The sequence below is a fragment of the candidate division WOR-3 bacterium genome, assembly GCA_016926475.1.
In the GTDB taxonomy this organism is placed as follows: domain Bacteria; phylum SDB-A; class SDB-A; order SDB-A; family SDB-A; genus JAFGIG01.
On the sequence record JAFGON010000007.1, the window covers coordinates 1 to 24,770 of the forward strand.

The 24,770-nt window shown below is 42.5% G+C and carries 16 protein-coding genes; 7 read left to right on the forward strand and 9 right to left on the reverse strand.

Annotation, left to right across the window (positions count from 1 at the left end):
* A partial coding sequence (locus tag JXA84_00430; protein MBN1149670.1) for a hypothetical protein occupies positions 1 to 858 on the reverse strand: 858 nt, incomplete at its 3' end.
* The gene (locus tag JXA84_00435) at positions 855 to 4,598 is read right to left on the reverse strand and encodes a tetratricopeptide repeat protein (GenBank protein ID MBN1149671.1); all 3,744 of its coding nucleotides are present in this window, start codon (positions 4,596 to 4,598) and stop codon (positions 855 to 857) included. The genes JXA84_00435 and JXA84_00430, both read right to left, overlap by 4 nt.
* A gap of 104 nt (positions 4,599 to 4,702) precedes the next feature.
* On the opposite strand from JXA84_00435, the gene JXA84_00440 reads away from it, so the two are divergent.
* The 4 genes from JXA84_00440 to JXA84_00455 all read left to right on the forward strand — a co-directional run bounded on the left by JXA84_00440 (position 4,703) and on the right by JXA84_00455 (position 9,236).
* On the forward strand, positions 4,703 to 4,882 hold the full coding sequence (locus tag JXA84_00440; GenBank protein MBN1149672.1) for a 4Fe-4S binding protein: 180 nt from the start codon (positions 4,703 to 4,705) through the stop codon (positions 4,880 to 4,882).
* 118 nt (positions 4,883 to 5,000) lie between these two features.
* Positions 5,001 to 6,236 carry an SLBB domain-containing protein gene (locus JXA84_00445; protein ID MBN1149673.1) on the forward strand — a complete coding sequence of 412 codons (1,236 nt, stop codon included), beginning with the start codon at positions 5,001 to 5,003 and terminating at the stop codon, positions 6,234 to 6,236.
* 15 nt (positions 6,237 to 6,251) lie between these two features.
* A complete protein-coding gene (locus JXA84_00450) occupies positions 6,252 to 7,460 on the forward strand; it encodes a 6-phosphofructokinase (GenBank protein MBN1149674.1) in 1,209 nt (402 codons plus the stop codon).
* A 15-nt stretch (positions 7,461 to 7,475) separates the two neighbouring features.
* Positions 7,476 to 9,236 carry a phosphoenolpyruvate carboxykinase (ATP) gene (locus JXA84_00455; GenBank protein MBN1149675.1) on the forward strand — a complete coding sequence of 587 codons (1,761 nt, stop codon included), beginning with the start codon at positions 7,476 to 7,478 and terminating at the stop codon, positions 9,234 to 9,236.
* Between the two features lie 2 nt (positions 9,237 to 9,238).
* Here JXA84_00455 and JXA84_00460 read toward each other — a convergent pair whose 3' ends face one another.
* From JXA84_00460 to JXA84_00490, 7 genes are read right to left on the reverse strand one after another with little or no spacing between them, the layout of a single operon-like run.
* On the reverse strand, positions 9,239 to 12,622 hold the full coding sequence (locus JXA84_00460) for a translocation/assembly module TamB domain-containing protein (protein ID MBN1149676.1): 3,384 nt from the start codon (positions 12,620 to 12,622) through the stop codon (positions 9,239 to 9,241).
* Between the two features lie 34 nt (positions 12,623 to 12,656).
* Entirely contained in the window at positions 12,657 to 14,417 is a 1,761-nt protein-coding gene (locus JXA84_00465) for a BamA/TamA family outer membrane protein (GenBank protein ID MBN1149677.1), read from the reverse strand.
* 52 nt (positions 14,418 to 14,469) lie between these two features.
* Entirely contained in the window at positions 14,470 to 15,726 is a 1,257-nt protein-coding gene (gene serS / locus JXA84_00470) for a serine--tRNA ligase (protein ID MBN1149678.1), read from the reverse strand.
* Positions 15,719 to 18,106, reverse strand: coding sequence for an AAA family ATPase (locus JXA84_00475; GenBank protein ID MBN1149679.1), 2,388 nt, complete (start codon positions 18,104 to 18,106; stop codon positions 15,719 to 15,721). Before JXA84_00475 ends, serS begins: the two co-directional genes overlap by 8 nt.
* A complete protein-coding gene (locus tag JXA84_00480; protein MBN1149680.1) occupies positions 18,103 to 18,420 on the reverse strand; it encodes an acetyl-CoA carboxylase biotin carboxyl carrier protein subunit in 318 nt (105 codons plus the stop codon). The genes JXA84_00475 and JXA84_00480 overlap by 4 nt, the downstream gene beginning before the upstream one ends.
* Before the next feature lie 9 nt (positions 18,421 to 18,429).
* Complete coding sequence (locus tag JXA84_00485; protein MBN1149681.1) at positions 18,430 to 19,974, reverse strand: acyl-CoA carboxylase subunit beta; 1,545 nt, start codon at positions 19,972 to 19,974, stop codon at positions 18,430 to 18,432.
* A gap of 11 nt (positions 19,975 to 19,985) precedes the next feature.
* Positions 19,986 to 20,282 carry a DUF3467 domain-containing protein gene (locus JXA84_00490; GenBank protein MBN1149682.1) on the reverse strand — a complete coding sequence of 99 codons (297 nt, stop codon included), beginning with the start codon at positions 20,280 to 20,282 and terminating at the stop codon, positions 19,986 to 19,988.
* A 114-nt stretch (positions 20,283 to 20,396) separates the two neighbouring features.
* Here JXA84_00490 and JXA84_00495 point away from each other — a divergent pair, with 114 nt between their 5' ends.
* The 3 genes from JXA84_00495 to JXA84_00505 all read left to right on the forward strand — a co-directional run bounded on the left by JXA84_00495 (position 20,397) and on the right by JXA84_00505 (position 24,663).
* On the forward strand, positions 20,397 to 21,056 hold the full coding sequence (locus tag JXA84_00495) for a DnaJ domain-containing protein (GenBank protein ID MBN1149683.1): 660 nt from the start codon (positions 20,397 to 20,399) through the stop codon (positions 21,054 to 21,056).
* A 118-nt stretch (positions 21,057 to 21,174) separates the two neighbouring features.
* Positions 21,175 to 23,322, forward strand: coding sequence for a DNA internalization-related competence protein ComEC/Rec2 (locus JXA84_00500; GenBank protein ID MBN1149684.1), 2,148 nt, complete (start codon positions 21,175 to 21,177; stop codon positions 23,320 to 23,322).
* Positions 23,323 to 23,343: 21 nt separating this feature from the next.
* Positions 23,344 to 24,663 (forward strand): saccharopine dehydrogenase NADP-binding domain-containing protein, encoded by a 1,320-nt coding sequence (locus tag JXA84_00505; protein ID MBN1149685.1) that lies wholly within the window; start codon positions 23,344 to 23,346, stop codon positions 24,661 to 24,663.
* Positions 24,664 to 24,770 lie beyond the last annotated feature (107 nt).

Below are 24,770 nucleotides of genomic sequence, written 5' to 3' on the forward strand. Positions count from 1 at the left end.
GTTGGTCTTTATGAAATTTTCTATTTCACCGACAGATGACGGCAGTGTCGATATTTCTTCTTTGAGAGTCGAAAAATATCCGTCGAATGACGAAATGAGATCTTTTTGATTTTTCCCCAGCGTTTCTTCAAGAGACCTGACGAATTTTTCTCCTGTCGATATGTTTTCTTCCTGGATTTTTTTTAGATAATCGAGGATTTTTGTGTAGTTTGGTTCGGTGATAATTTTTTCCAAATTCTGAGAGGCTGTCGTTAGGTAGGAAGAGAGGTTTTCTATAAGAAGAGCCTGATTTTTTTCGATTGAATTGTTTAAATCGACCGCAAGGGTGTCAAAAAAATCCTTCTCGCTTTTTTCGAATTCTTTGAAAGCGCTTTCTATGTTTATTCTGTCTTTAATCTCGGTAAGTTTTAAAACAGAGCCTTTCAGAAGCTCTATCATTTCTGCGAGTTCAGGGGATTCTTTGGGTTGTTTCAGTTGGTCCAGGAGAGAATTGGATTTTTTTACAAGTTCGATTAGCGTTTCTGAAGTGCTGCGGTAATTCTCTATTTTCTGTGGGATGAGATCAATAGATTCTTTAATTTTTTCAGATGCATGGTTTATGTTGGATTCAACGGAAGATATTTTCTCAGAGATATTTACATCCGGCTTGAGGTCTTTTAAGTTCTCTTGCGCCTGTTTCCAGGTGCTGTTGATATCGAACAAAGAATCTCGGAGTTCCGCTGATTTTTCTTTTATGTCTTTCAAGGTGTTGACGACTTCCAGAAGTCCGCAGTCTCCTCTTTCCGTATTGTAAAAAACGCAATCGGGACTGCAAAATTTGGGTTCTCCGGGAGTTGATGTAAACGGGCAGTTTTTCATGTTCCCTCAATTGCTTTTTGGATTGTTTTTTCGTCAAATAAACATTCTTTTTTCCTGATTTTTGAAAGTATGACAGGAGGATTGTCGCTTAAAATTTTTCCTGCGAATTCTCCGTAAACTTTCTTGAATTCTTCGCTGAATTGGTTTGAGAAGGAATTGAAAAGATAAAATGCGCTCATGTAGTCGGACATTTGCAAGTGACATGAAATAAGGAGCTTGGTGAATTTATGGTCTGTGTTTTTTTTCAGGTTTGTCCAATTCTTTTTTACAAGGTAAATTGCAAGAGGATAATTACCCAAGGAATAATAGCAAAGACATTTTTCATAAAGCGCTTCCTCGGTGTTGTCGTTTTTAAGAAGTTCCAACGCTTTTTCAGGGTAACCTGAAGCTCTGATCAACTTGACCAGATGAAGATGGTCTTTGTTTGTCTTTGCTCTTTGGATTTCTTCGAGTCTTTTGTCGTTAGCCCAAACGAAAAATTGTTCTTCTCCGATTATTTTCCTGTATGTGTTAAGAAATTTGACGGATTTTTTCTTGTCAAACGACACAATGAAATCCAAAGAATCTTGAAGAGCGAGTTGTTTTTGAGAGGAAGTGAGTTCTGATTCGATTATAGAATCTAATTTTTTGTAAACTTGGTTTGACAGATTGTTTTTAAGCATAAGTTTCAGAAGAATCATCTGAAGATCGAAATTATTTTTCGAGGGCGCAAGTTTCGAGAACCTGTAAAGAACCTCTTTTATCTGGTTTTCCGATAGATCATCTTTGATGTCGTTGAGCATGGAAGCCGCCTCTTCGTAGTTTTTCTTCTCATGCATTATAAAGCATTTTAAAATTGCCGCTCCGAGGTTTGAAGAATCTTTTATGTAAGGCAGAATATCCTCGCCGAGGTTTGGGTTGAGTTCGAAAGCCCTTGAAAATGATTCTACGGCTTTTTCGTTGTTTTCAATTGAAACCAGAATTTCCGCGTGCTTGAAAAAAATGTTCGGATCTAAAAATCCGTTTTCTATAATTTCTTCCATTTGCCGGGCCAAGATTTCCCTTTCTTGAGGGTTTTCAGGTTTAATCCTGACCAAAGAATTTTTCGCTTCGTCGAAGCGATCATTTCTGAGTGATATTTCCGACCATATCAGTCGATAAATTGCTTTGGGTTGATCGGTGGTGGAGATCTTCTTTTTTGCAAACTCTGCGATTAAATTATTCGAAGGATTGCGGGAGAGTATTTTTTTTATCGTCGAATACAAAGCATCGTATTTCTGACATTTATCTGAGATTTCTACCATTATGTTCAGGTTTTTTTCCGAGTCGCTGTTGGAAATTATCTTTTCCATTTCTTCAAGAGATTTCTGGGCGTATGATTCGTCGTATGAAACGCTGAGTTGAAACTCAGTTGATGCTTTGTCGAGTTCCCCTTCAGAAGAAAGTATTTTCCCCAAGTAAAACCTGAGGTTAGCGTCAGTGGGGGCTTGTTGCAGCTGGGATTGAAATACTTTTATTACTTTGTCGGGTGAGATATATGAGTTCGAATAGAGGTCGTACAAAAGACCTGAGGATTTCTCGTAGTTTTCAGTTTTTGAGTAGGCTTTTGAAAGAATATAGAGAGTTTTTGGGTCCTGAGAAACTTTGCTTACCTTTTCTAGCAATTCAATCGCTTGGTTCACGTGTTTGGAGGACAAATCAAGGCTGTTGGAAATATAGTTTAAACCGTTTTTATAATTTCCTGTTTCGATTGAAGCTTGCCCTTTAATTATATTGAAGTAAGATTTATCCTCGAGCGGGAGTTTTTCTGGGATCTTTTCCATTTCCTGGTCGAGTTGAGAGAAAAGCTTCCTCTTCAGCAGAAAGTCGAGGTACCCGAACAAAACCTGGTAGTTGTCAGGGTAGACTTTTTTAAGTTTTTTAAACAGGTCGAGAGTCCACGGATCTTCTTTGGGATAGTCCATTAAATCGCGCAGTTTGTTCAGGGCTGTTTCAAGATTTTTCTTCTTCAGCAATATTATAATATTGCTTTTTAAAACCTCTTTATTTTTTGGAAATTTTTCAGAGACCATTTTCAACAATTCATTTGCCAATTGCTGTAATTCTTTATGTTCTCTTCCCAACATCTGTATAAATTTCAGAGCATTTTCGGGTTTTTCCGCTTTTATAGAAGCCAGAATCTGCGCCACCATGGAAATATCATCTCTTTGTATATTTCTCGTGAAAACATCGACTACCTGAGAAACATTAGGGCTGACTTCAGGGTATATCTCCGTCAGCACGTCCAGTTTAATCAAGAGTTCTATGCTGCTTTTTTCATCCCTTTCGAGCATTTCCTGGGCTTTTTTTACAGCTTGTTCAATTCTGTCAAAAACCGATGAGAGTACGAAAGAGACGTTTAATTTAAGGTTATCCAAAAACCTTTCCATGAGACCAGAACAGATCTCGAATGAATAAGCCGTGTTTTCCCTTATCCCTGAAAAAACGAGGTAGTCTGAAATTACAATGGCTGTGTCGAGGTTTCCTCTGCTGGCGTTGATTTTTCCCAGGAGGTAAATAGCCCTGTGATTCTCGATGTTCTGTTCGATTACTTCTATCAGCAAAGATTCTGAACGGTCGGCGGACTCAGGGTAATTTTTTAGAAGTTTTTCAATTATATCGACCGCCTTGTCGAAATCCCCTTTTTTTACGTATACGTCAAGGCAAAGATTGTATATGTTTTCATCAGGAGACTGCATCAAGATGTCGAGCTTTTCGGAAACCCAGTCAATGTATTCACTTTTGTCGGAAAAGAACTCCAGTTCAGTCGAGGCTTCGGAAAATTTTTTCTCCGCGATCAGTTGCTCTATATACTGAAGTCTTGCTTTTATGTTTTTCTTGTCTGTCTGTAGCATGGATTTTAGGTATTTAGCTTCGGTTTCTTTAGGCAGGTTTGATTTGTTTACGAGCTCCAATGCCTTGTCTTGGTTGTTGGTCGATATGTAGAGGTTGAAAAGAAAATCCATGCTGTTCAAACTCAGGTCTTTTCTTGAAGACATCAGTTCTATTATAGATTCGGCGCAGCTCGTATCTATCTGGAGGGCTCTTTGGAATGATTCCAACCCTTCTCTGTCTTTTCCCGCGGTAAGCTGAAATTTACCCAAGTAAATGTGTGAGGTGGGTGAACGGTATTCACTTTTTGCCATCCAAGCTAATTGGCTGATGACAGTGTCCGACTTGTCGGGGAATTCTGAGACCAAGTCTTCGAAAAGCTTCATCGAGGAATCCCTGTCGTAATAAAGGGTCAAAGAGGCTATAGAGAAAAGCAGAGAAGACCTCTTTTTTAAATTCGCGGTCCCCTGTGGAAAATTTTTCAATATCTGTTTTTTAGCCTCTATCTCTTTGACAAGCAAATCCTTGGGCGTCTCTTTGAGAAAATCCTTCGCCTTGTCGTAGTCGCCTTGTTCCAGGTACAAAGAGCCTATGAAAAGACCGACCTCGGGAAGTCTGTCGCCCAAGAAAAAACCGTCCTCGGCTCTGGAAATTGTGTTGATTATGTTTTCCGGAGAGAGCATGTGCGCCATGGTCAGGCTTTTGGTGGCGCCGGGTATGTTCATCTTCGCTTGAATTCTTCCCAATTCGAGGTATAAATTGTAATCTTCCTGATTCCGGGATTCTCTTTCGAGAAGGCTGAGCGCTTTCTTGTTTTCTCCTTGATCCTCGAAGCTTCGAGATTTTTCAAGTATTTTGTTTATGTCTTTTCCCAATATGAATTCGAACATAATTATCTTTATTTTTACATTTTTCTCGTCTAAAGGTCAATTAAATAAGCGCTTGCTTTTTTTATTCCCCTCAATATAATAACAAGGATAATAAAGGAGGTAAAATGAGACCATACGTTAATGAAGCTGATTGTATTGCCTGTGGATTATGCAAAGATGTCTGCCCGGCCGATCCCAAAGTTTTTGAAATTGAAGATAAAGCAAAGGTCGTTCATCCTGAGGCTTGCACGGGTTGCATGGAATGCCAGAACAACTGCCCAGTCAGCTGCATTGAAGTAAAATAAAATTTTTTTGTTTTTATAAAAAGCTCCCTCAAAGGGAGCTTTTTTTTGTCCAGTTGAATTATTCCGCCCGATAAATTATAATTCCGCTTTTAACGGCTTGTAAAAGGAGTACTTGAAAATGCCCTCAATAATTCTTATAGCCCAGATGTTTTTTTTGTGTCAACTCAGCGATGATGTCTATTTAATAAACCCTGAAACTTACATCCTTCACCCGAGAGACAGACTGCAGCTGGTTATTTCGGGAGCGCAGGGTTTCGTCCAGGACCTCGTCGTAAACGGCGACGGCTCAATGATAGTCACCGTGGGTTCCCCCGGGACGATCGCTGAACCGTCTGAGACTCCAATCCCCGGCGAGACCAGCATGTTGACTTCGGATTTCGCGACAGGCATGCCTCTGGGTGTTGTATACGCAGAGGGCAAGTCTTTGAAGATCGTAGAAGAGGAAGTTCGAAGTCTTGTTAAGAGGTATTACACAGGCGTCCAAGTCAGCCTGGTGATAGTCAGACCAAGGCATTTCATAATATTGCCCACGGGCGCCGTGGCGAGAGAAAACCTGCCCTTGGAAGTTACTCCTCTGACAAGAGTTTCCCATGCAGTCGGAAATTTAATTTTAAAACCGACCGCTTCGCTTATGCGTATTGAACTAAGATTCCTCGACGGTTCAGTTGACACCGCAAATTACATAGAATATTTGAGAACGGGAGACATTCAACACGACCCGACTTTCAGGGAAGAAGGTGTCAACCTTTATTTTCCCGAGATTGAGAAGTCGGTTGAAGTTTTCGGCGCGATAAATCCCTACGGGACGTTGGCTTTATCCAGAGATTACGACACCCTCGAATTATTTCAGAGTCTGAGCGCTATACACGAAATATACGAAGGAGAGACTCTTAAAGATTTGATCGAGATAGCCGGAGGCCTTCTTCAAAATGCCGACGCGTCTAACATTACTGTCAAAAGAGACGGCATGACGCACAGAATAGACGGGACCGAACGTGAAAACCTGTCTTCTTTCATACTTCAGGACGGCGATATAATTATGATTCCGGAAATTAGAAATTCCATAACCGTAATCGGAGGGGTCAGTAATCCTGGAGACTATGCTTACGTTCCCATGAAAACCGCTTTTGAATACGTGAGCATCGCCGGCGGCGTCACGGACAGAGGCATGCTTGAAAAGGTCTCTGTGTATTCTTACGACGGAACACACAAAGGGGACGGCATCAACATTCTCGTCGAAAGAGGCGATATTGTGAAAGTTCCCGAGGTGACTTTAAAATGGTGGCAGGATTATTCCACTTTGGTTGGCACTCTGATTAGTATAGCATCTTTAGTCATACTTCTTTCAAAATAACTTACAGGAGGAAAAATGGCTGAACTCGTAGGAAAAGCTTTGGTGGCGCAGGGTGGAGGACCGACAGCCGTAATAAATCAAACACTCGCCGGAATAATTCTGGGGTCGAAAGAATATTCGCACATTTCTCGCCTCTACGGCGCCGAGAGGGGTGTAAGGGGCATTATCGAGGAAAATTTTTTAGACCTCTCCTCCGTGTCTTTTGAAAACATCCAAAAAGTCGCGAGAACTCCGGGAGCGGCCCTCAAGAGTACGAGGGATAAACCTGATAGCGATTACTGCCTTAAAATTTTCGATAAATTTAAAAAGCACGACATCAGATATTTTTTTTACATTGGGGGAAACGATTCTGCAGACACTTGCCGGATCATCAACGAACACGCGAAAGACAACAACTACGATCTCAGGGTGTTTCACGTCCCCAAGACAATAGACAACGACCTTTTGGTCAACGACCACACACCCGGATATGGCTCCGCTGCTAAGTTTGTCGCTCAAGCTTTCGCCGGCATCGACCGCGACAACTATTCGCTCGAAGGAGTCTACATAGGAATCGTCATGGGAAGGCACGCAGGTTTTCTTACGGCCGCTTCAGCCCTCGCTAAAAAATCGGAGTTTGACGCGCCTCATCTCGTGTTTATCCCCGAGTATCCATTTCATACGGATAAATTTCTCGGGAAAGTAGAAAAAGTGTTTTCCAAATACGGCAGATGCGTTGTCGCGGTGAGCGAAGGGATAACAGACGCAACCGGAGAGCCCATTATAAACACCCTTTCAAAAGGAGAAAGAGAAGTGGATTCTCACGGCAATGTTCAGCTCTCAGGCACTGGAGCGCTTGGCGATATGCTGTCAAATATTGTAAGGACTGAACTCAAAATAAAAAGAGTCCGGTCCGACACTTTCGGCTATCTCCAGAGGTCTTTTCTGGGTTGCGTCAGCGAAAGTGATTCGACAGAGGCGAGAGAATGCGGCGAGATGGCTGTCGTCTATTCGTCGGTCACGGAGTCCGACGGCTCGGTGACTATCCGCAGAAAAGGGGAGTACGAAGTGGAATACGACCTCACCCCGTTAAATGAAGTGGCGGGTAAGACAAAATTGATGCCTAAAGAATTCTACGACGCCGACCAAAACAACGTCACCAAATCTTTTATGCTTTATGCGAAACCTCTCGTGGGAGCCTTCCCGGATTCGGTGAAATTATCAGCCAGAAAAATTGAAATTTAAAAGGAGAAGTTGATTATGTCAAACGTCATTCCAGAGAATATTGAAATCATTGACAATCCGGATCAGGAGAAATTCAGGGAGCTGACACTGAAGTATGGTCCCGCTTCGATAAAGACATCGTACGGAAACATCCTTAAATTGACGAGAAACAAAGCGAGGAAAGCTGAATACACCTATATAATCGACGAAGAAAAAAACGCGCCGCTCTACTCGAGCAAAATTATCTCTCGGGAGAAAGCTTCTGAATACATAAAAAAAGCCCAAAGCTACATGCAAGATCAGAAAAAATTGATAAAAATAGACAGGTATGTAGGTTTGGGAGAAAGGGCTGTCGGTGTGACATGGTATTTTGACCTTGAGTCCTCCAATATCGGTGGAATGCAGCAAGTTCTCACGTTTGAGCGTTCCGATGTCGAAGCCGCAGAAAAGCTCGGAAGACCTTTTGAACCGACTTTTATTCTCGTATTTCTCGCCGGATGTCCCGCCCCCGGGCTTCCTGGTGATCAAGCTATCATATTTGATATAAATAAATACATCACTTATGTTTTAGGGCCTGATTATTTCGGGGAAAGCAAAAAGGGCATGCTCAGAATGCTCAACGAGTTTGTCTACCAAAAAGGCGGGTTGGTTCTCCACGCCGGAGCAAAAATAGTAAAAATGAAAGATAGGGAAATTTCTGTGGCGATAATGGGACTTTCCGGCACCGGAAAGACCACGACGACTTTTTCAAAACAGGGAGAATACAGCAAACCTATTCAGGACGACATGATATCTCTTTGGCCGGACGGAACTTTCTCGATAACAGAAAACGGCTGTTTTGCCAAAACTTACGGATTGAAAGAGGAAACCGAACCGGTGATCTACAGAGGGACGCTGAGCCCGAAAGCTTGGGTGGAAAATGTGTATCCGGATGAAAACGGCAAGTTCGATTTTTCCAAAAACCTTCTCGAACCAAAAGATGTGGAAAGACTCAGGGATATGCTTGTAAATTCCGGGGCAGATTACAAAAACGTAGATAGATACATCAAAGGGGAAGTCAAAGCGGAAGATATAGTCAATGAATACATGACCCCTGCGGATGGTTGGGATTTTGTCGTGTGGACGCAAAACGGAAGGTCGATTATACCTATGAGCGACATTGAAAACGCCGCTGATTTCGGAGAATTGCCCCCTCTTAAATCTTTGGGCATACTCAACAGGGACGAGGGAAAGGACGCCGCGACCCCGGGAATAGTACTTTTTTCTTCTCCCGAACAAGCGGCGGGGTATTTCATGTTGGGAGAGACCTCCAAGACATCCGCCGCAGGAAAAGAAAGGGGTAAAACTAGATCGCCATTTACACAGCCTTTTTTCCCGAGAAACTATAAACTTCAAGCCGAGCGATTCAGTGTTTTGGCTAAAAAGTTTGACAACCTACAATCATGGATGATGAACACCGGATTTATCGGAGGCGATTCCAAGGATGTTGAAAACGGCAAAGCCGTCAAAGTTAAAATTCGTCATTCATCAGCGATGATAGAAGCTCTTTTCGAGGATAAAATTTCATGGAAAAGGGATCCGGATTTTGGTTATTTGATACCGGATATCGACAATTCGCTCAATTCATGGATTACAGAGAGGGTTCCTGTTGAGATACTGAACCCTGTTGTCCTCTTCGAAAAGAAGGGAAGAATCGATGAATACCGGGTGTGGGTCGAAAAAATGAAGAGCGAAAGAAGAGCATTTCTCGAGAAGTTCGGGCTTGACAATTCGATAATAGAATCTGTGTGCGGTTGAAATCAGTATCTCCAGATCCACTGAATACCAGTGCCGATGATGTCTTCATCGTCTTTGTTGAGTATGAATGAAGTATTTTTCCACAACCGGTAAGTCAGCGTGATGTCAGCCGGAGAGTTGTTGAGAATATCTTTTGTGTATTCGACGTAGACGTTTCTGGTCACGTATTTTGCGAGTGTCAATTTAGCGCTGTTGGAAGAGCCCAGCTGGGTTTCCAAATTTATCACGCTCAAATTCAGCGCTTTTTCGAGTTTGGAAAAAACTTTTGTGCGCAGAAGATAATTTACGGCTCTGTTAGGAACAGCGGACGCTATTGTAGAAACGGATGTTATGTTGCTCCATGTAGTGTTAAAAGTCAAAAGGGCGATTATGTCCTGCTGCGACATTTTGGGGTCTGAAGAGAGAGTCAAAGCTGGATGGTTGACGTCACCGTTTAAATTGGCGTATATGGTTATTTCTCTCGTCTCCGGAGGGGTTCCGCTCGCTGGATCTGTGTAGAAAATCTCTGTTTTACCCGTGAAATCGACGACGCCACCTATCTCTGTTGAATCTGTAATAAGGAGCAATTCGCCCTCGGTTATGTTGAAGCTGCGGTCCAGATAGAAAATATTTCCTCTTTCAGCGGTCAGTTCGCCTTTTGTGTTTATGACGTTGTTGAAAGAGGATACGCTGTATATCCCTCTGAGTTCGACCTCGGCCAGTTCATGTCTGAATATTATGTTTCCCGAAGACCCGTCAATAAAAACTTCCAAGTCCGGGATTTCTTGGGAGTTTTGAACTGTTTCGCTTTCCGGTACCGGCGAGAGTAAAGCTTGGTTGACGAAAGCCGTTCCTTTGACCGAAGTGTGAAGGTTTGAGTCAACTTCTACTTCTAAATGCCCCGTCACGTTAGCCCAAATGCCTTCGAACCCGGTATAATCGACGTCGGAAAAATCGATTTGAGTTAAAGATTCGAATTTTCTGTAACCTTCAAGGCTTACAACCTTTCCGGAGATGTTTACGTTTCCACGTGAGTTGTCTCCCTGGACTTTGAAAGTTATTGTGTCATCAGTAAATACGGCTCTTGCGTTGATGTTGCTGACGATTTGACCTGCCGGTTTGACAAAAGCTGCGCCGTTGATTAATTCGACGGCTCCGTAAAAATCGGGGTCTTTGTATGTACCTCTGACAGTTGCGCCTCCCCTGATTCTGCCTGAGAGCATAAGCGCGATATCTGACAGGAATTCAAGAGGCCAAAGACCGACGTCGTCAAAAAGAATTTTTACATCGATTTCTTCATTTAGACTAAAGGGCAGGAAACCAGAAAGGGACGAGACCTTTTCTTTAAACACAACCTCGGATGTGTCTATCGTTATTCCTTCAAAATCCGCACTGCCCTCTATAGAAGTATAATCCAGGGTAAAATGCCCGTAATCGAGAGGACCGGTTCTCGCCCTGAAAAATAGATGAGGGTTGGACAATGTACCGTAAAGACGAGAATCGAGGTTCAAGCAGCCCGAAATTGCAGGAGCATTCGGTATCAAGCTCAATACATACAAACTGACGCTGTCCGCACGGAGAAATCCGAGGATTGTGTCTCCCCTTAAATCCAGGCCTGCGATCAAGTTCATGCCCGAATATCCAGCCGCCCTGAAAGTGTCGACGTAAATACCTGTTCCTGAGAAATCGATGACTACGGGAGAAACGGTGGTTAGATAAATCGAATCGCTGTAGAGATCAAAAACCTCGAGAATTACTTTCTTATCTTCGGGGTCGAACACGAAACCGGTTCTCAAATCCAAATCGCTCGATGAGGCATTTAAGTTTCCGCAGAGGTTTCTCTCCGAAGATCCTGCTATAATTTCAAGCTGTTCTAAATTGAATTTACCCAGGGTTAAGTCAGAACAGGATATTCGTACTGAATCCGCCGTATAATCTTCAAAACAGAAATTTTCCAAATTTATCAAGAGATCCCGCGAGTAATAATCGTTCAATCCGGCTTCCGATATTCTTAGATCGGCGTCTAAGCGGCTTCCGTCAAAATTAAAAGTGCCGTTTGCGATTCCTGAGATGTCTATTTCTGCGAGTTTAAAGTCTTCCAAAAGGGATAAATCGAAATCGATCAGATTGCCGTCGATGTAGTAGGATCTTTTGTTGAAATTTCCTTGCGCCCTGAAACCGCCGTAATCCTCAGTTTCGCATTTCAGGGAGACATCGTAAATTCCCGAGTCGGCAAAAGCTTTTCCGTTTATGGAGTTTAAAGAGACGTTGTTCAGGGTTGAATTTGAAAATGAAAAATCAGACTGACCGAATATAGCGTTGAATTCCCGTAGATTTTTAAGCCAACCCCAAACCATGCCGTTTGCGGTGAATTCGTAGGGAAAATAATCATGCGTAAAACTCATGGAATTTTGGCTGATGCCCTGAATTCCGGCGTGAAAAGAAAGAGAGTCAATTAAACTGTTGTAGGTAAAAGAAAGAGTAATGTCTCCCTGGCTGAAAAATATCCTTGAGTTGTCTGAAGTTACTGATCCGTCTTCGAATGATAGGTCTGTAACAAAGGAATCGGCTTTGAATTGACCCAAAGAAACAGAAGACCCTTTCAAAGCAATAAAAGCCATGATCAACTCTTTTTGAAAAACGAAATTTCCGTTTCCTGACAGGAAACCCCGTGCGTCTTTGTGCCACTTTTCAGCTTCTACGAAAATTGAATCAACAGAAATTCTGAAAAGAGATTCTCCTGTGTTTATGTCTGCTCTCGCGGTTGTTCGGGCGCCGTCCGTTTCCGCCCATATTATTCCCGAAATATTCAAATCCGGATAAATCACTATATCAGAGACCAGTTGGACTTTTTTTGCTATTGCCGGTAAAAAGAAATCACTTTCACCGACGTATATGTTTATGCCTTCGGGGTATGAAATTAAACTGATCTGAGCGAATATTTCCGACGCTGATTTGCCGTCGTAAACCAAATTGCCATTTGTCACATAAACATTCTCAACCGAAAATTTCGGAAATTCAATTTCAGCCTTACGAGCTTCAGTTGAATCTTCCCTTGTGAGGCTCCAATTGAGAATGCCCGAATCGGAGTGGGTGAATCTGAGATCCAATCCGTCGATCAGCACGGTGTTTATTTCCTTTTTGTTCCAGATATCTATTGGGCTGAATGTTAATTCAACCCGATTGGAACTCATGAGCAGTTCTTCTCGATCATTGTAAATATAAAGTTCGTCAACCCATATTGAAGGTTTTAAAAATACTCCGATTCTCCTGTATGAAATGGTCAAATTGTATTTGCTCTCGATAAATTTGACGAACTCTTTGATTGTGAAGTCGGTTGAATCTCCTTGTGAAATTCCGAATATAGCGAAGAGGAAAAGGGCGGCTGAAACCGCTAAGGGGATCAACCTTATTCGCGGGATGAAACGTATCTTCTTTTTTTCAGAACGGGTTTCCGAAAGCAAATTGAATTAATCCTTTGTTTCTTTGTTCACCGGCGAGAGGTAATCCGAACTCAATTCTTAAAGGGCCGGCAGGAGTGTTGTAGATCAGACCCAAGCCAACTGAAATTCCTACGTTTTCGTATGGGGAGACGTCTTTTGGGCAGTCCCATAAACCTCCCAGGTCGGAGAAAGCCTCCAGAGAAAAATCTCCTATGTTGTAGTGCGCCTGAATCATGGCGTTGAGAAGAATGTTACCGCTGTGGCTCCCGATTTCGTCCGGATCGCCGATTGAATTTTCAGGGTACCCCCTTAGAGAATTGACACCTCCAAGGGTGATTTTTTGGTCGGAGCTTATTCCGTTATCAATCGAAATGCCGTGTGGTATTGTGTAAACCGACCTTAAAAAGACGTAGTAACCCCATTGGGAAGGTTCTGAGAGCCTCACCCAGTCCCAGCTGAATCGATAGAAATAGTTGTCACCGCCAAGAGGTCTTCCTGCGGATTGAAACCGGAAATTCTGTTTTAAACCCCTCGTAGGTGAAAAAGGATTGTCTCTCGAATCGTATGTATAACCCATTATTATGCTGTTTGTAAATTTCGTGTATATGAACTGGTTTGGATTTTGAGAAGCATCTTCAAACGTGTCGAGCCAAGCTTTGTGAAAGACAAACCCGGCGTATAAAATCCCGAAAGCTGAAGTTCTCTTTCCTAAAAGAGGTGAAAACTCGATGTAATCCAAGCTTCTGTCCCCGAGGCCTTTTCTTTCTCCCTTCAAATCGCTTGAAAAGATGAGTGAAGTCCCCAAAAAGTAGGGTTCTGAATAGCTTATTTCAGCGTTTTCAGTGTAGATGCCCTGAAAATCAGTGTTGTAAGATGCTGTTACGGATATTCGTTGTGCGTTTCCGAAAAGGTTGTAATTTCCCCAGCGAACCCTAATTCCGGTTTTTTTGTCGCTTTTGTAGTTCAGAGAAACCAAAAAATAAGACATTTTCGTCTCTTCGACCATTATTATCACTTTAAGGCTGTCACTGTGTATTTTTGACGGAATAGATTTGACAGATACGTAAGAGAAAAGACCGGTGTAATACAGGTTGTTTCTTGAGCGAGTCAACAGTTCTGGTGTGTAGAGCTGACCTACTTCAAGGTCTGACTCCATTTCGATGATTTTGGTCCTTACACTCGAGTTTCCGAGGATTTCGATTTCGTCAATATACACTTTTGGACCGGTGTCTATGTATATCAAAACGTCGCAGAGTAGAGAATCTTGGGTGGCAGGAAGCAAAGTGTCTTCTATGCGAACGTTGTAATATCCTCTTCTGATGTAATCTGAGGCGGTTTTCAACAAAGCGAGGGAGAGGTTCACCTGGTTGAGGGGCTGGCCTGGAAGAATATCATGGTCTTTGAATGATGAAAGGTCTGCAAAACTGTCGAAACCATAGATACTTACGGAGTTTATGTAAGATCTTTCGCCTTCTTCGATTACGTATTTGAGAACGTATCCTTTCTGTGTCATCGAATCTGTCTGGTTTAGAATTTTAGCTTTGAAATAGCCCATTTGAAAGTAGTAACTCAAAATGCTTTTCGCATTTTTGGGGCTGGAAAATGGGCTGTACAAATCTCCTGCGCCGGAATACAAGTATGGGATTATATCTTTTTCCTCGACCTTTTCGCAACCTATCAGCTCTACCCCGTCTATCCTCACAAACGAACTGTAAGGGTCTCTTCTTGGTCCGCATGAAAACACAAAGGCCAATGACAAGCAGAATAACATACCGCGGTACTGCGGCTTTGGAAGCATATGGTGGGCGACCTTAAACAGATATGATTTCCTCATTGGGAAAATACTTTTTCAAAACGTCAGGGATTGCCACTTTTCCGTTTTCCTGCTGGTAGTTTTCGAGAATCGCTATCATAGTCCTTGGTGTCGCCAAAGCGCTGCCGTTGAGCGTGTGGACAAAAGACATTTTTCCGTTTTCATCCCTGAATCGGATGTTCATTCGACGTGATTGAAAATCCCTGAAGAGCGAGACGGAGGAAACTTCGAGGTATTTTTTTGACACAGGCGCCCAAGCTTCCAGGTCGTAAGTGATAGCGCTCGCGAAGCTCATTTCTCCCGTGCAAAGCTTTCTTGTCCTGAAAGGTATTCCGAGCATTTTCAGAACCAGTTTGCTTTCTTCGAGGAGTTCATCCAAACTCATCCTGCTTTCTTCAGGTTTTGAAAGGTGAACGAGTTCGACTTTGTTGAATTGGTGCATTCTTAAAAGACCTTTAGTTTCTTTGCCGTATGATCCGGCTTCTCTTCTGAAACAGGTGGTGTAGGCGCAGAGCTTAACCGGCAGGGAATCGAGGTCGAGAGTCTGGTTGGAGTATAAATTGGTGACTGGAACTTCGGCTGTGGGGTTTAGAAAAAGGTCGTCTTTTTCTACAAGATACATGTCTTCTTCAAGTTTCGGGAGCTGGCCTGTCCCGAACATGGCGTTTCTGTTGACGAGGTAGGGAGGGATGAGTTCGGTGTAACCCCTAGATCCGTGAAGTTCCATCATGAACATGACAAGAGAAAGTTCGAGTCTTGCTCCTTTACCCTTGTAGAGAGGGAAAGCGCTTTTGGATACTTTTCCGGCAAGGTTGAAGTCCAGTAGCTTCAAGTTTGAAGCGAGCTCAAAATGGTCTAATCCTGCTTTCTCTTCGCCCGGGTTGTTCCATGAATCGATTGTCTGGTTGTCATCTGCTGTTTTGCCCAAAGGCACGTCTTCTTCGGGGAAGTTTGGTATCCATTGAAGCTTTTCTTTCCAGAAAAGGTCGATCTCGGTGAAGTTTTTTTCTTCTGATTTAAGTTCCTTGGAAAGAATTTTGGACTTGGCGAGTAAATCCTCATTTTTGGTTTTTTGAGCGGAAATTTCTTTTGAAAGGGTGTTTAATCTGCTTCTCTTTTCTTCAATTGTCTTCAAAGCTGCCATCCTGTTTTCGTCTAACTTTAAAAAAGATTCAAGATCAAACTTTTCGCCTTTGGCCTCAATAAGATTTTTTAGTCGTTCCTTGTTTTCCCTGATGAATTTGATGTCAAGCATGGTTGCCTCTTTTCGCGTGAGGGGATTTATCGTAGAGGTTTTTAATTCCTTTTAATATCCGTTTTCTGATCGCCGTCAAATTTGTTTTGCCGCTTCCGGTATCGAATATCAAACAAAGAGTTTCATCGATATTATTCACTGAATACAGGGAAAAGTTTCCCGCGGAAACGGCTTTTTTGATCTCTTTGTCGAGCATTAGAGAATTCTCATTGTCTTTGGGCAAGACAACCGCTCCGTTTTTGATCCTTTTAATTTTGCAGGTTTTAAAAAATCCTTCTATTTTCTCGTTTATGCCCCCGACGGCTTGAACGTTTCCGTTTTGATCCACGGAGCCTGTTACTGCAAAATTTTGTTTTACCGGGATTCCGGATATGCTCGACAGAATGGCGCAGATTTCCGCTGTAGAAGCGCTGTCTCCGTCGACGATGTTGTATGATTGTTCGAAGCATATGGAGGCGTGAATAGACAGCGGATAATCTCTGGAGTATTTGCCCCTCAAGCAACCGCCTATAATATTCACTCCTTTGGTATGGATTTCTCCTGAAAGGTTCGATTTTCTGTCTATGCTTATTATTCCTTTCTCGCCGGGTGATACTACAGCAGTTATTCTTGAGGGAAGACCTATGGAAACCTCTTCAGTTTCAATCACGGTCAAGGCGTTGACCTGCCCTTTTTGGGAGCCTTTTAAAAATATTTTTATGATATTGTCGCTTATGAGTTTGAGATAGTCCCTTTCGAGAGCTGTTTTTCTAAAGCGCATTTTGTTCATCGCTTTTTCAACAGAAATCAACGTCACTGTCTTGGTTCTGGTGTTTTTTTTTCTTTCCCAGTAAACGCTTTCTTTTATCAGATCGGATAACATGCCGAACTTTGTGCTTATGTGTTTTTTGTCTCCGCTCAGTTTAACCGCGTGTTCGCAGATTCTGATTACTGCTTCTTTCGAAAAACCCGGTAGACCTTCTTTCTGCGTAGTCAGAGCCGTGAAATTTGCCAATTTCCTGAGGTTTCTTTTTGTCAGGGGCATGTGTTCTTCAAATTTGGCTTTTATTTTGAATATTTTTGGAAAGTCGGGGTCTTTGTAAAAAAGGGAGGAGTATATTTCGTCGTTTCCAATCATGATTACTTTGACGTCGATTTGCACCGAATTTGGTCTGAGGTAATTTCTCGTAGATAGGGGGTTGGACACGGGTGTTATCTCAAGGTTCTGAGTTTTCAAGGTTCTCTTCAGCCTTTGCCATGAATTGTCTTCCTGGAGAAGTTCATAAGCGTCCACAATTATAAATCCTTTGTGGGCTTTTAAAAGACTTCCGGCTTTTATTCCAAGATGTATCTTTTCGCTGCTCCCGACGTTTTCAACCGTCCCGAAAAGGTTGTTTTCCGAAGGAAAACTTTCAATTATAACTGGTCGCTTTGACTTTTTGTAGTTGTTTACCGCGACGTTGATGCTCATTATGTTGTCTATGGACTCTTTTTCCTCTCTCCATTTATCCTTTGCCTTTTCGTCTTCCATCAATGTCTTCCAATAGGATATGTTCAAAAGCATGTAATCGAGAAATACATCGAGGTATTCCTTCATCTGCAAGGATGAAGTGAGTTTTTTAAAGTCTTCGAAAATGAGTTTAAGAAAAGGATAAGCCGTGTCGATGTCGAGTTTTTTTCTTTTGTTGGAAAACGATGTCCGAAGGGTTTTAAAATCATTCAGGTAAAGAGCTATTATCTTCTCGATTTTTTCTTTTTTGTTAATGTATTCCTTCAGTTTTTTGTTTTTAAGCTGATTTTTCTCTACGAGTTCGGACAGCTCGCTGAAACTCAAAACTTTTTTTTTATGTATGGGCAGCAATTCCATTTTCATGTCTTCATTTTTGGACTTGATCCATCTGAAACCGGATGTTTTGATTAGCTTGTCGATTTTCGAAAATATTTTGTCTTCTTCTTTTTTTTCCTTTTTATCAAATTCCATTAATTCCGAAAGGTACTTATCGTTGAAATAAATCGCCGATATGAGGTTTTCAAGGTTTTCGAGCAACTCCTGAAGGGCTCTTGAAACGGCTGTTCCTTCTCCGGTCGGCAGCTTAAGTGAAATTGGTTCTTCGGGGATGTCGAAATTGTAAAGAAAGATGACATCTTCAAGCTTCTTTTCTTTCATGCGTATTCTTTTAGTCAGAAATTTGTGAAGTGTGCTCTTTCTGCCAGTACCCGCTAAACCGGAAATGAAAATATTGTAGCCCTGGCTGTCGATCTCGATGCCTGTCTTGATCGATTCCAAGGCTTCTCTCTGACCAATTATGTCTTCCGCAGGAGATATTTCTGAGGTGGATTTAAAGCGGAAAAGGTTTTTAGGACATTGCCACGAAAGTTTTTGCGCATCGATCCTGTTCAAACATCTCTCCTGTAGATTACAATATCGCCTTTTTTGACTTTGTCCCCTGATTTAATTGCCACTGACATAACTTTTCCGTCGTATTCCGAAATTATTTTGTTGTAGGATTTCATGGCTTCTACTACGTATAGAGGATCTCCTTTTTTAATCGTTGAACCTTCACGGACGAAGATTTCTCTGATTATTCCGGGTATAGGAGCCCTTTCTTCGGTTTTGGTGTTTTGTTCATAGGAGACTCCGGGACTCTTTCTTTTGAAGTCGCACGTCTCGTATAAAGTTTCGTCGATGTTTAAAAGAATTTTGTCTTCGATCATCAGATTCTCCTACAGGGGTATGTTTCCATGGTGTTTCCAGAGTGATTGTCTCGATTTGTCCCGATAGACGTTCAGCATATCTATGAGGATCTGTCTGGTCTGTTCCGGTTCTATGACGGCGTCTACGAAGCCTTTGGATGCCGCGATGTACGGGTTGGCGAATTTTTCCTGATATTCCGTGATTTTTTCTTTTCTTGTCTTTTCCGGATCGGGGCTTTCCATGATTTCTTTTCTGAAAAGGATGTTTGCCGCTCCTTCAGGCCCCATCACGGCGATTTCAGCGGTAGGCCACGCCGCAACAAAATCTGCTCCGAGATGTTTGCTGCACATGGCGATATAACCTCCACCGTATGCTTTCCTGACGATAACCGTCAATTTGGGCACTGTCGCCTCTGAGAACGCGTAGAGGACTTTCGCACCGTGACGTATCACGCCGGCGTGTTCCTGGTCTACGCCTGGGAGGTAACCCGGAATATCGACGAAAGTAACAAGGGGTATGTTGAAAGAATCGCAGAATCTAATAAACCGAGCGGCTTTGTCCGCGGCGTTCACGTCGAGAACCCCAGCCAGGTAATAGGGTTGGTTTGCCACTATGCCAATGGAATGGCCTCCGACTCTGCCGAAACCAACTACTATGTTTTTCGCCCAATTCCTGTGTACTTCGATAAATTTTGATCCATCTGTTATCGAACTGATTATTTCGAGCATGTCATAAGTTATTTTGGGATCGGAGGGGATAATGTTTGTTATGTCGAATTGCTTTTTGGGATTTTCCGGCGGCACGAGTGGAGGTTGTTCTCTGTTGTTTGAGGGTATGTATGAGAGGAGTTTTTGAATAAGTCTAAAGGCTTCTTTCTCGCTGGAAGCGACAAAATGCGCATTTCCCGTTATTTCAGCGTGAGTTAAAGCTCCACCGAGATCTTCCATTGAGATCTCTTCTCCTATGACGGCTTTAATGACTTCTGGTCCGGTGATGAACATGTTGCTGATTTTTTCTACGACAATTACGAAATCGGTTAAAGCCGGCGAGTAGACAGCTCCCCCGGCGCAGGGACCGAGAATCAGAGATATTTGAGGTATAACTCCGGAAAGTTTTGTGTTTCTGTAAAATATTTCTCCGTATCCTGCTAGAGCTCCGACTCCTTCCTGTATCCTCGCGCCTCCTGAATCGTTGAGTCCTATCAAGGGTATACCGGAATCTTTTGCCATATCCATAACTTTGCTTATTTTTGACGCGTGTCCTTCGCCGAGGGATCCTCCGGCTACAGTGAAGTCTTGAGCGAACAATGCAACTGGCCTGCCGGATATTTTTCCTATTCCGGTGATGACGCCGTCACCGGCAAGCATGACCCCTTCGAGTCCGTAGCCTCTCGCTTTATGTTCGACAAACAGGTCTGTTTCAAAAAAGCTGTTTTCGTCTAAAAGGGCCTCTATCCTCTCTCTGGCGGTGAGTTTTCCCCGCTGTTTTTGTTTTTCTATGGATTTTGCGCCGCCGCCGGATTTCCATCTTTGAACCCTGACGATAAAGTCGGCAATCGCGGATTTGATGTCCATTTTTCCCCTCTTTATATGTTGTTGAAGCCCATTACATTTTTTTCGGGTTCATCGGTCTTGATTAAGCCGAATTTATCCTCGAAATCCTTGACCCTCTCTTCAAGCGTTTTTATGAGTCTTTTGGCTGTTTGAGGCGGCATAATAATCCGGCTGTTGATTTTTGCTTTGTTTTTCCCTGGCACAAGTCTCGCGAAATCAACTACGAATTCAGCTGGAGACGAGAGTATAATGACAAAATTGCTGTAAACGCCGTCTGAAACCTCGTCAGGCAGTTCTATCGACAACTGGTTAGGTATTTGTTGTTTCATCGCCCCTCCGTTTCTCTGAAAAATTAGCTATCGAACATTGATTATACTTTAATTTTTCTTGCGGTTGCAAGATAATAACTTGACATTGTCTGTCGGTGATTTTAACATTTGAAAATGGAAGATTTCTATGAAATCTTAGGCGTTACATTCAACGCAAACGAGAATGAAATCAGAGAAAGGTATATTTCTCTGGCAAAGCAGCATCACCCCGATCACATAGAAGACAAAACAGGCTTGTCCTGGAGAAAAGCCAACGACAGATTCGCAGAGATAACAAGGGCATACAAAACTCTTATCGACAGGGACAAAAGAAGGGAATACGACAGGAAATTGTCGGGGGAAGTGGATAAAAGCCTTGTGATCCAAGCAAAAAATATTTATGTCCAGACCCGAAACGCCGTTAAAACCAAGAACTGGCCGGCGGCTGAATCACTGATAAACGCCGCAATAAAGATACACAAAAAAAACGAATACCTTGTTTACCTCTCCATGATCAGGATCGCTATGGGGAAAGATGTCTTGAAAAATCTCGAATCGATACAGAGATCATTGAAAGACCGTATTTTCGAAGGTTTTTACCATGCCATTTACGCTTGGTCTCTATATTCAATGAGAAGATTCGACGAAGCCGCGCTTTCTTTAAACGAAGCTTTCAAATGGGATCCGGAGTGTCTTGAAGCAATCGACTTAAGAGATATCATGGAAGTTGACGGTTTCTCAAAAACAAAAAAAGGGGTTTTTGGAAAAGTCAGAAATATTTTTAAAAAAGAGTGATTTTTTCAGAGAAAGCATCGCTTTTTGGTTTTTTTTGTCTTCTTGTTTAGGTGTCTACTTTGCCGGTATATTGTTCCCAATAAAATTTGCCGTATGTTTGTTTCTGTTTTTTATTTCTTTGGGAATCATTTTCATCCTGAAGAACTGGTATTTTCTTTCGAGGCTTTCCTTGTTGGCGGCGAGTGTTTTTGTATTCACTCTCTGGGGGTATTATAAGATTCCACAAAGACATTTCCACCAAAACGGAAGAAATTGCGTAATCACCGGCAGGATAAACACTGTTTCGAGAAAGAGCATTAAACTATCTGTGGAATCGGTCAATGGTGAAAAGGATGATTTCGCTGTTTGCCTATTCGCCGACAGGGGTTTTGAAGACGGACAGAAGATAACCGCCTACGGCAGTTTTGCCCCTTTACCCTTCGCGACAAACCCCCATCAGTTCGACTACGGCAGATTTCTCGTAGAAAACTCTATTTCCGCGATTTTTTATTGCGACAGTGTTTTTGTGAACTCGCGAAGTTCATTTCCTATTGACTTGATGAGAAACTGGATAAGGGAAAAAATTACTGATGAATTCGCCCAGGACAGAGACCTGATGTCTTTAGCCCTGACTGTTACCATTGGCGACAGGATGGAAATGACCGAAGACGTCAGAGAAGATTTTTTGAGGACAGGCACTTCCCATGTTCTTGCTATAAGCGGGCTTCACACAGGTATATTCCTGTCGATTCTTCTGACTACAGCTTCGGCGCTAGGGGTAAAGAGAAAAATCTCCTACATTTTCGCAATTTTTGCGCTTATTGTATTTTTAAAACTGACAGGAGGACAGCCATCGGTCTTCAGAGCATGCGTCGGCTCTACAGTCTTTTTGTGCGGGTCCCTTTTTGAGAGAAACAGAAATCCTTACCAGATACTTGGCTTGGCAGGGCTCTTTATTTTGGCGTTGAACCCTCTGACTCTTTGGAATCCCGGTTTTCAAATGTCTTTCTCGAGTGTTCTCGGAATCATCGTTTTTATGCCTCAAGTATCCCGATTCTTGAAAAAATTTTCCTATCCTGTTAAATACATCTTCATGGCGGCACTTCTTGTCATCACGATAAACATCTGCCTTTTGCCTATCACTTCGACGACCTACGGCAAATTTTACTTGTTTTCTCCTCTGGCGAATCTGCTGATAATACCTTTTCTTTATTTGTTTATCACGGCGATGCTGTTGTTTCTATTTTTTTCGGCTATTCCGCTGTTTTCAGCGGCGGTATGGTTTTTCGGCAAGTCGATTTTGTTTGTATCGAGTCTTTTCGCGATTTCTTCACCTGGTTTTCGCGTGCCGCCATACACCTTCTTAGAAACATTGTTTTTCGTTTTGTGTCTTGCGCTTTTGAAGATTTCATTAACCAGAAGGGTTTATTTAAGGTATTTTCTGATGCTGACAGCTCTATTTTTGGCGTTTTTTTTCTCAAGAAGAATATTTTTCGATAAATCCTATGTTCTCTTCTTTGATGTTGGGCAGGGGAACGCGTGTCTTATCCATTCGAGATTTGGGCAAAATATGCTAATCGATGCCGGAAGAAGCGAAGTGAAAGCTCGGGGGATTGTCAATTACTCAAGTCTTGAACTCTTGGGCTCTCTGGACGCTGTCGTCGCAACACACCAGGACTTGGACCATATAGGCGGAATGGAAATCGTTGTATCATCGGTCGATCCTGATTTTGTATTTTTTAACGGTGTGTTGAAAACAAGGGATTCACTATCCTCTTTTATGATAGCTTCAGGGGATAAATTGTCGATTTTAGCTCGCGGGGATTCTTTCTCTTTGGGGGATTTCTCTTTTGCAGTTTTATCCCCCGACAGAAAACTATTGCCAGAGTATTCGTCGAGTCAAAACGAGCACTCAATATTCTTAAGAGCTGTCTGCGGAAAAACTCTTTTTGTGCTCCCAGGGGATCGCCCCCTTATGACGATCGAAAAACCCGATTATTATGACAAAAGAATTCTTTTGATCTCTCACCATGGAGACGGCAGAGCCAATCCGTTTGGCGTGATCGAAAGTATCGCTCCTTATTTCTCGGTGATCAGTGTCGGAGAGAATAACACCTATGGCCACCCCTCGGAATCGCTGTTACTCTTTTTATCCCGGTCGAATATCCATACTTTAAGGACAGACATGGATGGCGCTATAAAAATAACGCTTCCTGAGGTTTCGGTTAAATGTTACAATGGCAGAAGCTATCTCTGGCATTTCAGCCGTGAAGAAATATTCAACTAAAACCTGCAAAAGGAGAAAATAATGAAAAACATCTTGTTGCTCGGAGCTGGTCTTGTGGCGAAACCACTTGTTGACTATTTGCTGTCTTTCGAAGATATTCAACTCACCATAGCGAGCAGAAGCGGGGACAAAGGACTCCTTTCCGGAAAAGAAAGAGGTGTCTCTCGCAAATGGAACGTCGAAGACAGGGCAGAGCTCCAAAAGTTGGTGGATTCAAACGATTTGGTGATAAGCCTTTTGCCTGCTGACTATCATCCAATAGTCGCCGAATGCGCGTTAAAATCTTCAAAGCACATGATGTCAACGTCTTACCTGAGCCCAAAAATGCGCTCTTTCGACGAAGAAGCGAGAAGCAAAGGGCTCCTTTTTCTCAACGAATGCGGTGTCGACCCTGGGATGGATCATATGTCTGCTATGAAAATAATCAACGCGGAAAAATCATCGGGAAACAAGATTAAGACATTTATTTCCTTTTGTGGCGGTCTGCCGGCTCCGAGTTCTTGCGACAATCCGTTGAATTATAAGTTTTCCTGGAGTCCGAGAGGTGTGCTCGTCGCCGCGACCAGCCCGGCTAAATACCTCAAAAAAGGAAAGGTCGTTGAAATTGACGGGATGACCCTTTTTGAAAATTGTGAAAGCGTGGAAGTTGGAGACGTAGGTGTTTTCGACGGTTATCCTAACAGGGACTCGACAATTTACAGGGAAATTTACGGTTTGGATGATATCGAAACACTCCTCAGAGGAACTCTTAGATTTCCCGAACACTGTGAACTGTTCAAAAGGATGGTCAAGATCGGTCTTTTTTCTAAAGAAAAAATGGATTTTTCAAACGACCCGACTTATTCTGGAATGCTCGCAAAACTGATTTCGAATTCAAAAAAAGAAAACCTCGCTGAACATCTCTCGAAATACATGCAAACCGAGGAGAACGGCGACATAATGAAAAAGCTCAAATGGTTGGGGCTTTTTAGCGACGAACCTCTTCCTTTGAAAAATGCCGCTCCAATAGACCTCATGACAGAGCTGATGAAGACAAAAATGAATTTCAAGCACGGTGAAGTGGATATGATAGTAATGAAACACAGGTTTGAAATTGAGTGTTCCGATAAAAGAACAAAAGAAATCACTTCTCATTTCGTCTACTACGGCACACCGAACGGGGATTCAGCGATGTCCAAGACGGTGAGTCTTCCTGTGGCTATAGCGGCAAGACTGTTTTTGGACGGGAAAATAAACCTGACAGGTGTAAGAATACCTGTCGTTCCAGAACTCTACCTGCCGATACTTGAAGAACTGGCGAATCTCGGCATGTCTTTTAGGGAAGATGAAAAGTATATTTGATTTCGCAAGCGGGAGATTTTAGAAAAGAAGACTGATAAAAATTTCGTGAATTCTTCCTTTTCGATAAGAGTATTGGGCTGTAAAGTAAACCAATACAACGCTGAGAA

Bases quoted from the DNA above. Each gene is read 5' to 3' on its own strand.
- JXA84_00435 (MBN1149671.1), bottom strand. From the start codon at position 4,598: ATGTTCGAATTCATATTGGGAAAAGACATAAACAAAATACTTGAAAAA.
- serS (MBN1149678.1), bottom strand. From the start codon at position 15,726: ATGCTTGACATCAAATTCATCAGGGAAAACAAGGAACGACTAAAAAAT.
- JXA84_00480 (MBN1149680.1), bottom strand. From the start codon at position 18,420: ATGATCGAAGACAAAATTCTTTTAAACATCGACGAAACTTTATACGAG.
- JXA84_00440 (MBN1149672.1), top strand. From the start codon at position 4,703: ATGAGACCATACGTTAATGAAGCTGATTGTATTGCCTGTGGATTATGC.
- JXA84_00455 (MBN1149675.1), top strand. From the start codon at position 7,476: ATGTCAAACGTCATTCCAGAGAATATTGAAATCATTGACAATCCGGAT.
- JXA84_00490 (MBN1149682.1), bottom strand. From the start codon at position 20,282: ATGAAACAACAAATACCTAACCAGTTGTCGATAGAACTGCCTGACGAG.
- JXA84_00445 (MBN1149673.1), top strand. From the start codon at position 5,001: ATGCCCTCAATAATTCTTATAGCCCAGATGTTTTTTTTGTGTCAACTC.
- JXA84_00485 (MBN1149681.1), bottom strand. From the start codon at position 19,974: ATGGACATCAAATCCGCGATTGCCGACTTTATCGTCAGGGTTCAAAGA.
- JXA84_00505 (MBN1149685.1), top strand. From the start codon at position 23,344: ATGAAAAACATCTTGTTGCTCGGAGCTGGTCTTGTGGCGAAACCACTT.
- JXA84_00495 (MBN1149683.1), top strand. From the start codon at position 20,397: ATGGAAGATTTCTATGAAATCTTAGGCGTTACATTCAACGCAAACGAG.
- JXA84_00450 (MBN1149674.1), top strand. From the start codon at position 6,252: ATGGCTGAACTCGTAGGAAAAGCTTTGGTGGCGCAGGGTGGAGGACCG.